Source organism: Pseudomonas sp. LS.1a (assembly GCF_022533585.1).
GTDB lineage: Bacteria > Pseudomonadota > Gammaproteobacteria > Pseudomonadales > Pseudomonadaceae > Aquipseudomonas.
In genome coordinates this window covers 327052-339328 of sequence record NZ_CP092827.1, presented here as the reverse complement: position 1 = coordinate 339328, position 12277 = coordinate 327052, and the positions used below count along the sequence as shown (strand labels likewise).

At 62.6% G+C, this 12277-nt stretch carries 9 protein-coding genes and 1 pseudogene; 3 read left to right on the top strand and 7 right to left on the bottom strand.

The features are described from left to right. Positions 1-9: 9 nt before the first annotated feature. A complete protein-coding gene (locus MKK04_RS01470; RefSeq protein ID WP_063914518.1) occupies positions 10-1260 on the bottom strand; it encodes a sarcosine oxidase subunit beta family protein in 1251 nt (416 codons plus the stop codon). A gap of 15 nt (positions 1261-1275) precedes the next feature. Next, on the bottom strand, positions 1276-2529 hold the full coding sequence (locus MKK04_RS01465; protein ID WP_207837971.1) for a serine hydroxymethyltransferase: 1254 nt from the start codon (positions 2527-2529) through the stop codon (positions 1276-1278). A gap of 338 nt (positions 2530-2867) precedes the next feature. Here MKK04_RS01465 and MKK04_RS01460 point away from each other — a divergent pair, with 338 nt between their 5' ends. Beyond that, entirely contained in the window at positions 2868-3908 is a 1041-nt protein-coding gene (locus MKK04_RS01460; RefSeq protein WP_207837970.1) for a threonine aldolase family protein, read from the top strand. Positions 3909-4014: 106 nt separating this feature from the next. On the opposite strand, the gene mcpH is transcribed toward MKK04_RS01460, so the two are convergent. The 3 genes from mcpH to MKK04_RS01445 all read right to left on the bottom strand — a co-directional run bounded on the left by mcpH (position 4015) and on the right by MKK04_RS01445 (position 6661). Continuing rightward, the gene (mcpH, locus tag MKK04_RS01455) at positions 4015-5952 is read right to left on the bottom strand and encodes a methyl-accepting chemotaxis protein McpH (protein ID WP_207837969.1); all 1938 of its coding nucleotides are present in this window, start codon (positions 5950-5952) and stop codon (positions 4015-4017) included. Between the two features lie 179 nt (positions 5953-6131). Further along, positions 6132-6434, bottom strand: coding sequence for a cell division protein ZapA (locus MKK04_RS01450; protein WP_144170219.1), 303 nt, complete (start codon positions 6432-6434; stop codon positions 6132-6134). Then, on the bottom strand, positions 6431-6661 hold the full coding sequence (locus MKK04_RS01445) for a hypothetical protein (protein WP_025337390.1): 231 nt from the start codon (positions 6659-6661) through the stop codon (positions 6431-6433). The genes MKK04_RS01450 and MKK04_RS01445 overlap by 4 nt, the downstream gene beginning before the upstream one ends. Before the next feature lie 275 nt (positions 6662-6936). On the opposite strand from MKK04_RS01445, the pseudogene MKK04_RS01440 reads away from it, so the two are divergent. Beyond that, a pseudogene (locus MKK04_RS01440) lies at positions 6937-8561 on the top strand (methyl-accepting chemotaxis protein). Positions 8562-8696: 135 nt separating this feature from the next. On the opposite strand, the gene gbcB reads toward MKK04_RS01440, so the two are convergent. Beyond that, entirely contained in the window at positions 8697-9797 is a 1101-nt protein-coding gene (gene gbcB / locus MKK04_RS01435) for a glycine-betaine demethylase subunit GbcB (protein ID WP_063914511.1), read from the bottom strand. Between the two features lie 294 nt (positions 9798-10091). Between gbcB and gbcA the strand changes: the two genes are divergently transcribed. Continuing rightward, positions 10092-11384, top strand: coding sequence for a glycine-betaine demethylase subunit GbcA (gbcA, locus tag MKK04_RS01430; RefSeq protein WP_207837965.1), 1293 nt, complete (start codon positions 10092-10094; stop codon positions 11382-11384). Between the two features lie 46 nt (positions 11385-11430). Here gbcA and MKK04_RS26525 read toward each other — a convergent pair whose 3' ends face one another. Further along, complete coding sequence (locus MKK04_RS26525; RefSeq protein ID WP_207837963.1) at positions 11431-12174, bottom strand: RHS repeat-associated core domain-containing protein; 744 nt, start codon at positions 12172-12174, stop codon at positions 11431-11433. Between the last annotated feature and the right edge of the window lie 103 nt (positions 12175-12277).

Here is a 12277-nt window from a genome sequence, read left to right as displayed (position 1 = left end):
TGTCTCCGGTTAGTGGGCGACGGCGGCAGCGCCGTGTTCGTCGATCAGTGCGCCGCTGTAGAAACGGTCCATGGAGAACGGCGCGGCCAGTGGGTGCATTTCGCCCTTGGCCAGGCTCGCGGCGAAGACGTTGCCCGAACCCGGGGTCGCCTTGAAGCCGCCAGTACCCCAACCGCAGTTGAAGAACATGTTCTTGACCGGGGTCTTGGTGATGATCGGGCAGGCGTCCGGCGAGGTATCGACGATACCGCCCCACTGACGGTTCATGCGCACGCGCGAGAGGTTGGGGAACATCTCGACGATGGCCTGCAGGGTGTGCTCGATCACCGGGTACGAACCGCGCTGGCCGTAGCCAACCCAGCCGTCGATACCGGCACCGATCACCAGGTCGCCCTTGTCGGACTGGCTGATGTAGCCGTGTACGGCGTTGGACATGATCACGCTGTCGATGATCGGCTTGATCGGTTCGGATACCAGTGCTTGCAGCGGGTGCGATTCCAGCGGCAGCCGGAAGCCGGCCAGCCTGGCCATGTGCCCGGAGTTACCGGCAGTGACCACGCCGACGCGCTTGGCGCCGATGAAGCCTTTGTTGGTTTCCACGCCAATGACCGCGCCGTTTTCCTTGCGGAAACCGATCACTTCGGTCTGCTGGATCAGGTCCACGCCCAAGGCGTCAGCGGCACGGGCGAAGCCCCAGGCCACGGCGTCGTGACGGGCCACGCCGCCACGGCGCTGCACGGTGGCACCGAGGATCGGGTAGCGGGTGTTCTTCGAGCAGTCCAGGTACGGGATCTCGGCCGCGACCTGGGCAGTGTTGAGCAGCTCGCCATCCACGCCGTTCAGGCGGTTGGCGCTGACGCGGCGCTCGGAGTCACGCATGTCCTGCAGGGTGTGGCACAGGTTGTACACGCCGCGCTGGGAGAACATCACGTTGTAGTTGAGGTCCTGGGACAGGCCCTCCCACAGCTTCATGGCGTGCTCGTACAGGTGCGCCGACTCATCCCACAGGTAGTTGGAACGCACGATGGTGGTGTTACGGGCGGTATTGCCGCCGCCCAGGTAGCCCTTCTCGATCACGGCAACGTTGGTGATGCCGTGTTCTTTGGCCAGGTAGTAGGCCGTGGCCAGGCCATGGCCGCCACCGCCGACGATAACCACGTCGTAGACCTTTTTAGGGGTTGGCGTGCGCCACATGCGCTGCCAGTTCTCGTGGTGGCTGAGGGAGTGCTTGAAAAGGCCGAAGCCCGAGTAACGTTGCATGGTGTGTGGCTCCACTCAGCGGTAAACAGGGAAATCTGCGCACAGGGCCGCGACGTTCTTCGCCACATCGGCTTCGACGTCTGCGTCACCGAGGTTGTCGAGGATGTCGCAGATCCAGCCGGCCAGGGCTACACATTGCGCGACCTTGAAGCCACGGGTGGTGACGGCCGGGGTGCCGATGCGCAGGCCCGAGGTGACGAACGGCGACTGCGGGTCGTTCGGCACGGCGTTCTTGTTGACGGTGATGTGCGCGCGGCCCAGGGCTGCGTCGGCATCCTTACCGGTCAGGCCCTGGCGAATCAGGCTGACCAGGAACAGGTGGTTGTCGGTACCGCCGGAGACCACGTCATAGCCACGGTCGATGAACACCTGGGCCATGGCCTGGGCGTTTTCGATGACTTGCTTCTGGTAGCTCTTGAACTCAGGTTCCAGCGCTTCCTTGAAGCACACGGCCTTGGCGGCGATCACGTGCATCAGCGGGCCACCCTGGGCGCCCGGGAATACGGCGGCGTTGAGCTTCTTCTCGATCTCTTCGTTGGCCTTGGCCAGGATCAGGCCACCACGCGGACCGCGCAGGGTCTTGTGGGTGGTAGTGGTGACTACGTCGGCGAACGGGATCGGGTTCGGGTACAGGCCAGCGGCAACCAGGCCGGCTACGTGGGCCATGTCGACGAACAGCAGCGCACCGACCTTGTCGGCGATGGCGCGGAAGCGCGGGAAGTCGAGGGTCTTGGAGTAGGCCGAGAAGCCGGCAACGATCATTTTCGGCTTGTGCTCGACAGCCAGGCGCTCGACTTCGTCGTAGTCGATCAGGCCGGTGGTGGTGTCGATGCCGTATTGCACAGCGTTGTACAGCTTGCCCGAGGACGACACCTTGGCGCCGTGGGTCAGGTGGCCGCCGTGGGCCAGGCTCATGCCGAGGATGGTGTCACCGGCCTGCAGCAGGGCCAGGTAGACGGCACCGTTGGCCGAGGAGCCGGAGTGCGGCTGGACGTTGGCGTAGTCGGCACCGAACAGCTGCTTGGCGCGTTCGATGGCCAGGGCTTCCACCTTGTCCACGTGCTCGCAGCCACCGTAGTAGCGCTTGCCCGGGTAGCCTTCGGCGTACTTGTTGGTCAGGCCGCTGCCTTGGGCCTGCATCACGCGCTTGGAGGTGTAGTTTTCCGAGGCGATCAGCTCGATGTGGTCTTCCTGGCGCTGTTCTTCGGCATTCATCGCCGCCAGCAGTGCATCGTCGTAACCCTGGATCTGGTCTTGCTTGCTGAACATCGTGTATCTCCCGGCAGCGATCGTTTTTTGTCGTGGGGCACTGCGGCCCTTTGTGGCGATGTTATGACTGGCCGGGGCAGGTCAGATGCCTGCGCACGCCTTGCAATGGCGCGTTTACGACATTCGCTTTTGTGTCGCCCGTGCCGGCCCTTTCGCGGGTGAACCCGCTCCCACAGGTACGGCGGTGCTTCAATGCTTGCAATATCCCTGTGGGAGCGGCTTTAGCCGCGAAGAGGCCAGTACAGGCAATGCCGAAATCAAACGCTGCACCGCTTGTATAGGCAACTGCTGAATCGATGGTTTAGAGTGCTGATCTGCGTCGTTCACAGGACAGTGTCATGACAGATAAGAGCCAACAATTCGCCAGCGACAACTATTCCGGTATCTGCCCCGAAGCCTGGGCGGCCATGGAGAAGGCCAACCACGGCCACGACCGCGCCTACGGCGACGACCAGTGGACCGAACGCGCCGCGCAATACTTCCGCAACCTGTTCGAAACCGACTGCGAGGTGTTCTTCGCCTTCAACGGCACCGCCGCCAACTCCCTGGCCCTGGCCTCGCTGTGCCAGAGCTACCACAGCGTGATCTGCTCCGAGACCGCCCACGTCGAAACCGACGAGTGCGGTGCGCCAGAGTTTTTCTCCAACGGCTCCAAGCTGCTGACTGCGCCCAGCGTCAACGGCAAGCTGACGCCGCAGTCGATCCGCGAAGTGGCGCTGAAGCGCCAGGACATCCACTACCCCAAACCACGGGTCGTGACCATTACCCAGGCCACCGAGGTGGGCACCGTCTATCGCCCCGACGAGCTGAAGGCGATCAGCGCCACCTGCAAGGAGCTGGGCCTTAACCTGCACATGGACGGCGCGCGCTTTAGCAATGCCTGCTCGTTCCTGGGCTGCAGCCCGGCCGAGCTGACCTGGAAGGCCGGCGTCGATGTGCTGTGCTTTGGCGGCACCAAGAACGGCATGGCGGTGGGCGAGGCGATCCTGTTCTTCAACCGCCAACTGGCCGAGGACTTCGACTACCGCTGCAAGCAGGCCGGGCAACTGGCGTCGAAGATGCGTTTCTTGTCGGCGCCTTGGGTGGGCCTGCTGGAAGATGGCGCCTGGCTGCGTCATGGCAATCACGCCAACCATTGCGCGCAGTTGCTCGCCTCGCTGGTGAGTGACTTGCCGGGGGTGGAACTGATGTTCCCGGTGGAGGCCAACGGGGTGTTCCTGCAGATGCCGGAGCACGCCATCGAAGCACTGCGCGGCAGGGGCTGGCGCTTCTATACCTTCATTGGAAGCGGCGGGGCGCGGTTCATGTGCTCGTGGGATACCGAGGAAGAACGGGTGCGCGAGCTGGCGGCGGATATCCGCAGCATCATCGGCGCCTGACAGGCCGCATTCGCGGGTAAACCCGCTCCCACAGGGATCGCGCAGGTTTCAAGGCCTGTGATGAACCTGTGGGAGCGGGTTTACCCGCGAAGAAGCCAACACTGATCTAAAGCCTGAACCCACCCATCTGCCGCGCCAGGTCATCCGCCAAGCCACGCAACGCCTGGCATTCCTCGCGGCATCCCCGCACCTCTGCCGCCGTCTCCCGCGCCAGGTCGGAAATCCCCTGCACGGTCCGGTTGATCTCCTCGGTCACCGCCGACTGCTCTTCGGTCGCCGTGGCCACCTGATGGTTCATATCGCTGATGTGCTCGACCTGATCGGTAATCGCACCCAACGACACCCCAGTACGCTGGCTCGACTCCACCCCACTACCCGTCGCCTGCTGCCCTGCCTGCATCGAACTCACCGCCGAACCTGCGCCCTGTTTCAGGCGCTGGATCATCTGCTGCACTTCGTCGGTGGACAGCTGCGTGCGCCGGGCCAACGTACGCACCTCATCAGCCACCACGGCAAACCCGCGGCCCATCTCCCCCGCCCTGGCCGCCTCGATGGCGGCATTCAGCGCCAGCAGGTTGGTCTGCTCGGAAATGCTACGGATTACCGCGAGAACTTCATCGATCGAGGCTACTTCGTCGGCCAACTGGCTGACCGCATCGGCCGCCTTGCCGATATCACCCGACATACCCTCGATACCCCGAATCGAGCGTTGCACCACCTCACGCGCCTGCAACGCTTCATCCCGCGCCGACTGCGAGGCCTGCGCCGCATCGCCGGCGTTGCGGGCAATGTCCTGCACGGTCAAGCCCATTTCGTGCACGGCAGTGGCGACCATTTCGGTCATTTCCTGCTGACGCCCGGAACGCTCGGCGGTGTTGTCCACCACCTGCGTCACCTGCTCGACCGCCTGGTGCAGCCGCTCGGAGGTGTGCAGTACCTCGCCGATCAGCCGGCGCTGGCTGTCGAGGAAGCGGTTGAAGCCACGCGCCAGGTCGCCCAGTTCGTCCTGACGTGAATCGTCCAGCCGGTGGCTGAGGTCACCCGCGCCACTGCCGATCTGCACCAACGCCGCAGTGACGCGCCGGATCGGCCGCACCAGGCCACGCGCCAGCACCACCACCAGCAGCAGCGACACCAGCGCCACGGCACCACCGATCAGGCTGGTCAGCCATACCGCCTGATGCATTTGTGCGTAGATCTCCCCCTCGGGCACCTCGGCCACCAAGGTCCAGTTGAGGTCGCGCAGGGGCAGGCCGAGCGCCAGGTAGCTTTCGCCATCACGGCTGAAGCGGCTGCTGCGCAGGCCTTCGCCGCCGGTCATCAGCGCCTTGGCCGCATCCGCGCCGAGCTGTTCGGTGAGCTGGCGTTTGCCGCTCAAGGCAGCGTCCGGGTGAACCTGGATCAGGCCATCGTTACGCACCAGGAACACCTTGCCGTGCTCGCCAAAGTTGAAGTCATGGATCAGCTTCGACAGCTCGGTCATGCGCAGGCCCATGCCGGCCACGCCGACCAGTTGGCCATTCTTTTCCACGCGATAGTCGATGAACAGCGCCAACTCACCCGTGGCACCGTCGATGTCGATATTGATCAGGCGCTCGGCGCCGCTGTCGATGTAGCCGTAGAACCATTTGTCCTTCGGGTTACTGCGACTTAGGGTGCGGTCCAGGCCATTCTCGCTGTAGTAATGGCCGGTTTCGGTCGAGACGAACAGAGTGGTGAAGGCCTGGTTGCGCTGCTTGGCGGCGGCCAGGTACTCGATGAATGAAGCGGCTTGGTCAGGGTCTTCACCGGCGGCAAGCCAGTCGCGCAGCAGGGTGTTGCCGGCAATGTCCGCCGCCGCCACCAGCGGCTGGCCTAGCATGCGTTCGATATCATTGCGTATGGCCTCGATACTGGCGGGCAACGCAGTATCGACCAGGTAGCGTTCGGTGAGGCGGTTGAGCGCCACCGTGAAGATGATGACCACCACCAGGATGCTCGCCAGCAAGGCGGCGCCCATGCTGGTGATCAACTGCCACTGGATGCTCTTACGCCAGATACGCATGCCCCTACTCCCCGCACATTATTGTTTTGCGGAAAGTGTATACACTTGCGTATCCAGTTAATCCAGTGCTCTGAAGCAAGCCGCCGCCCCTGTGGGAGCGGGTTCACCCGCGAATGCGACGGTGAATTCACCGACGCATTCGCGGGTAAACCCGCTCCCACAGGGGCCAGTGCAGGGCCTTATTGTTCGGCAATGGTCCGCACGATGGCGTCCACCGTGGCGTCAATCTGCGCCTGGGTACGCTCCAGCGTCCTGCGGTGCTCATCCTGCAACTCGATCTGTCGCGAACACAGGTTCAGCGCGGCCAGCACCAGCAGCTTGTCGCCGATCAGGGTCGGGTACTGACGCTTGGTCTGGGCCAGCGCCGTGTTGAGCATTTGCACCGCCTGGGCCAGGGTAGCTTCCTGGCCTTCAGGCGCCTTGATCGAATAGTCGTTGCCGAGGATCGACACGACATTGATCGGTTGCGCTCGCAGTGTCATGCGCCTACGACGCCGGCGTTGGCGCGCTCGAGCAGCGCCTGCAGGCGTGCGGCGGTGCTGCCGTTCTTCTCTTCCTGCTCCATCAGCGACAGCTGCAGGGTTTCGTTCTCTTCCTTGGCCTGGGCCAGTTCCTGGCCGAGGGCGGTGTTCTGCTCGGTGAGTTGAGCGTTCTTCTGCATCAGGTCGCTGACCAGTTGCTCGATTTGATTCAGGGAAGCTTCCAGCATGGGTCTATCTCAGGTTGTTGCGAGGGGCGCACACGATAAAGAAAAGTGCGGCCCATCGCCATTAAATATCGGATTCACGAGGTGTCTAACCCGCAGATTGACAGAGGAACCACCCCCTTGTTCCGACCTGGGTCAACCGCCGGTCAGGAAACGACAGCAGTCGCACAATTTTCGCCAAGCGCACTCAAGCGTGCCTCGACCTGACCGATACCCCTGAGAGTCATATTCCGTCGCACTGGGTGCGTCACCTTCACTAGCCTGGATCTGCCCAAACCATGTCATTACGCAACATGAATATCGCCCCGCGCGCGTTGCTCGGCTTTGCCCTTATCGGCCTGCTGATGCTCGGCCTCGGTATCTTCTCCCTGGTGCAGATGGGCAACATCCGCCAGGCCGGTCTGGTCATCGAGCAGATCAGCGTGCCCAGCATCAAGGTCCTCGACGAGATCAGTGCGCTGAACCTGCGCCTGCGCAGCCTCTCCTACCGCCTGCTGGTGAACCGCGAGCCGCAAACCCAGCAGGAAACCCTGAACCTGCTGGACCAGCGCAACCTCGAGATCGACCGTGCCCGCCAGGCGTACCTGCCGCTGATCAGCGCCGCCGACGAACAGGCCGCGTACGACCAGTACGTCCAGCTGCTCACCCAGTACCGCCAGCTGGAGTCACGCATGCGCAGCCTGAGCCAGGCCGGCAACCTCGACGAACTGCGCGACCTGCTCAACCGCGACCTGCTGGCCAACTCCGAGCAGATCAACAAGATCATGGAGACCCTGGTGCGCATCAACACCGAGCAGACCCGCGCCACCAACCAGACAGCTGCCAGCCAGTACAGCACCGCCTTCACCCTGGTCATCAGCCTGCTGGTCACCGCCACCGTGCTGACCTTGCTCTGCGCCTTCCTGCTGACCCGCAGCATCGTCAAACCGATCGAAGAAGCACTCAAGAGCGCCGAGCAAGTCGCCGATGGTGACCTGACCCACATCATCAGCGCCGAAGGCACCGACGAAGCCGCCCGCCTGCTGCGGGCCATGGCCCGCATGCAGGAAAATCTGCGCGACACGCTGCAGCTGATTGCCGGCTCCGCCACCCAGCTGGCCTCGGCGGCGGAAGAACTCAACAGCGTCACCGACGAAAGCGCCCGTGGCCTGCAGCAGCAGAACAACGAAATCGAGCAGGCAGCCACCGCCGTGACCGAGATGACCAGTGCCGTGGAAGAAGTGGCGCGCAATGCAGTGAGCACTTCGGAAGCGTCCAGCGAGGCCAGCCGCTCGGCCGGCGATGGCCGAGACCTGGTCATGGAAACCGTGGGCGCCATCGAACGCATGAGCGGCGACGTGCAGGCCACCGCCACGCTGATCACCCACCTGGCTGAGCAGTCGCGTGATATCGGCAAGGTACTCGATGTGATCCGTGGCCTGGCCGACCAGACCAACCTGCTGGCGCTGAATGCCGCGATCGAGGCGGCGCGCGCCGGTGAGGCGGGCCGTGGTTTTGCCGTGGTGGCCGATGAGGTACGGGCGCTGGCTCATCGTACCCAGCAGTCGACCAGTGAGATCGAGCGGATGATCGGCAGTATTCAGGGGGGACGGAAGAGGCAGTGGAATCGATGCGCACCAGCACCGAACGCGCCGAGTCCACCCTCAATATTGCCCGTGGCGCGGGTATGGCGCTGGACACCATTGCCGGAGCGGTGGCGCAGATCAACGAGCGCAACCTGGTGATTGCCAGTGCGGCGGAAGAGCAGGCGCAGGTGGCGCGGGAAGTGGACCGCAACCTGGTGAACATCAATGACCTGTCGGTGCAGAGTGCTACCGGGGCGCATCAGACCAGTGCGGCGAGTGCGGAGTTGTCGCGGTTGGCTGTGGATCTGAATGGGTTGGTGGCGCGCTTCCGCACCTGACTTCAGATAGCCGGGGCCGCTTTGCGGCCCATCGCGACACAAGGCCGCTCCCACATTGACCGGCGTAACCGGGGCCTTTGTGGGAGCGGCCTTGTGTCGCGAAAGGGCTGCAAGGCAGCCCCCTGCATTCCCGGATCAGTAATCGATCCGCACATCCCCTTTCGGCACGCTGCAGCACGACAGGATGTAGCCCTCGGCTTCGTCCTCTTCGGTGATGCCGCCGTTGTGCTCCATCTCCACTTCACCGCCCAGCTTGAGCACCTTGCAGGTACCGCAAATACCCATGCCGCAGGCTTTCGGGATCATCAGGCCAACTTTGGCCGCCGCCGCGTGCACGGTCTCGCCCGGGGCGATGCGGATGCTCTTCTCGCTGCCGATGAACTCCACCAGATTGAGGTCGGCCGCATCCAGCTCCGGCGCGTCAGCTGCCTGCTCGGCGTGCTCCACCGCATCGGCCTTGGCTTCGGCCGGCGTCGCACCGAACGACTCCTCGTGGTAGTTCTTCATGTCGAAGCCGACCGCTTCGAGCATGCGCTTGACCGCAGTCATGTAGGGTGTCGGGCCACAGCAGAACACCACGCGGTCCATGTAGTCCGGCGCGATCAGCTCCATCAGGCGCTGGTTCAGGTAGCCACGGTAACCCGCCCACGGCTCGCCCAGGCCATGCTTTTCGCAAATGATGTGCAGGCTGAAGTTGGGGATGCGCGAAGCCATCTGCTCCAGCTCGCGGTGGTAGATGATGTCCTTCGGCGAACGGGCGCTGTGCACGAATACCATGTCGACATTGCCGTTGGTGTCGTAGAACCAGCGCGCCATCGACATGACCGGGGTGATACCGACACCGCCCGAGAGGTACAGCACCTTCTGTGCCGGGAAGTCGATGGCGTTGAACAGCCCCACCGGGCCGTGCACCGGCAGCTCGGCGCCTTCGTGCATGGTGTCGTGGAGGAAGTTGGACACCAGCCCGCCCGGTACACGCTTGACGGTGATCGAGAAGCTGTAGGGCACCGACGGTGAACTGGAGATGGTGTAGGAGCGCATCACCGGCTTGCCTTCGATCTCCAGCTCAAGGGTGACGAACTGCCCTGGCTTGAAGAAGAACATGATCGGCTGGTCGGCCATGAAGCAGAACGTGCGCACGTCCCAGGTCTCCTGGATGACCTTGACGCAGCGCACGATGTGGCGGCCGTTGGCCCAGGTCTGGGTAGTGACCGGATTGAGGAAGGTATCGGACATGTTCATCTCCAGCAGCCGACTATTGGCCTTTTATGGCTTGGATAATGCGCAAGCTGAAGACGACGTACATTCCTGCCAGCGACATCGGCGTGCTCATCGCGACCAGCCCCGTGCTGCAAGGGCTGGCGCGTCGTAATTCAAATCGGCCATGTCGCCCATGGATACGGTTCATGGCGCCTTCGGACGCACACTCCACGGCAAAAGAACATGCTGTTTCTTGATGAGCAGCCTTGCGGCACCACAACAACGATTAGCCACCTTTTGCCGGCCGCACACGGCCCCGAGGAATACACGATGGACGTCACCGCAACCCTGAGCCTGGGCGATCCACTGGAACCTGCACGCAAGGCCACCGCCGAGATGCTGCAGACCCGCGAGCGCACCTACTCGCTGCCCCAGCCTTTCTACAACGACGAGCGTCTGTTCCAGATCGACATGCAGGAGATCTTCCACAAGGAGTGGCTGATCGCCGGCATGACCTGCGAGATCCCGGCCAAGGGCAACTACATCACCCTGCAGATCGGCAAGAACCCGATCATCGTGGTGCGTGGCGCCGAAGGTAAAGTGCATGCCTTCCACAACGTCTGCCGCCACCGTGGTTCGCGTCTGTGCGTCAGCGACAAGGGCAAGGTGGCCAAGCTGGTCTGCCCGTACCACCAGTGGACCTACGAACTGGACGGTCGCCTGCTGTTCGCCGGTACCGAAATGGGTGCCGACTTCGACATGAACCAGTACGGCCTGAAGCCGGTGAACGTGAAGGTCGCCGGTGGCTACATCTTCATCAGCCTGGCGGAAAACCCGCCGGCCATCGACGAGTTCCTGGCTACCCTCGAGCACTACATGGAACCGTACGACATGGAAAACACCAAGGTGGCGGTGCAAACCACCTTGATGGAAAAGGCCAACTGGAAGCTGGTGCTGGAAAACAACCGCGAGTGCTACCACTGCAACGGTTCGCACCCGGAGCTGCTGCAAACCCTGCTGGAATGGGACGACACCAACGACCCACGCGCCAGCCAGGAATTCAAGGACCACGTGGCCGCCTCCGCTGCCGCCTGGGAAGCCGAGAAGATCCCGTACCTGCACAAGAGCCACGGCCTGCGTAACCGCATCGTGCGCATGCCGCTGCTCAAGGGCACCGTGTCGATGACCATGGACGGCAAGCAGGCCTGCCAGAAGCTGATGGGCCGCATCAAGAACCCGGACCTCGGCTCGATGCGCATCCTGCACCTGCCGCACTCGTGGAACCACTGCATGGGCGACCACATGATCGTGTTCACCGTGTGGCCGATCAGCGCCCAGGAAACCATGGTCACCACCAAGTGGCTGGTGCACAAGGATGCCGTGGAAGGTGTCGATTACGACCCGGAGCGCATGCGCAAGGTGTGGGACGCCACCAACGACCAGGACCGTCGCTTGGCCGAAGAGAACCAGCGTGGTATCAACTCCACCGCTTACCAGCCAGGGCCGTACTCGAAGACCTACGAGTTTGGCGTGGTCAACTTCATTGACTGGTACAGCCAGCGTCTGCTGAACAACCTGGGGGCGGAGCCGGCGGCGTATCTGAAGGAAGTGCAGGCGCAGTAAGCGATTGCACTGAACTGTGGAGGGGTTGAAACACGACCCCTCCAATTCACCTCGAATGCCGTCGTCGCCTAACCCCCATCGTATCGCCCTGAAAACCCCATGCATCCGGAGCAGGACGGTTGATTTCAGATTGCCGCACCGACAGTTCACGCTGAGGCGGGGTCTGCACGCTTTCCAGTGCAATTTCCGCAGCAACCTCAGCCGGCATTCCCCCTGCCAGTAAATCGAAGTTCTTCTTTACCTGCCTCAAGGGACTGCTACCAGGGCCGACCGCAGCGTTGATAGCGCGTGCACCGGTTGCCGCCAGACTTATCGCCGTACCGACATTCGCCCCAAAAATTGCACTCTCCACGCCTGCGAATTGCGCCGCAGCACTTCCCAAGCTCAAGAGTGAGCCGAATGTACTCGTTCGTGCAGCGTTAAGCCCAAGACGATTGGTTGGTGAAGGCCCCAGGAAGTTGTACCCCAAGGTCAGTGCATTCGATGCCATCCCCAAGCCTCGTAAAGTCAGGGCCGCCGTTTCGAAAAACCGGCCTGTCGGATCGTGCCGGTTGACTGGCTCACCACCACAGTATGCGTAGACATTGATGCCCCCGCGGCCAAATGGGCTGAGGCTATCAGGGCTCAGAAATCGCATCAGAGTCGGGCTGTAGAAGCGATGACCGGTTCCCAACGGGTAATTCCCAGTCAATGGATCCCGATACTGTCCACAAAAAGCCAGCCCAGGAGCGAGGGCTGCGTTCATGGCGCCGTAAGGCGAATAGGCACGCGGGCCGAAAAGTGTTGCCATGAGTTATCCACAATACGAAGAGTTGCAGACACGGTAATGGCTGGTTGGAAATTTGCGTACTGGCAAAAATGTCAGGCAGGCTACTGATCACTATTTGATCATA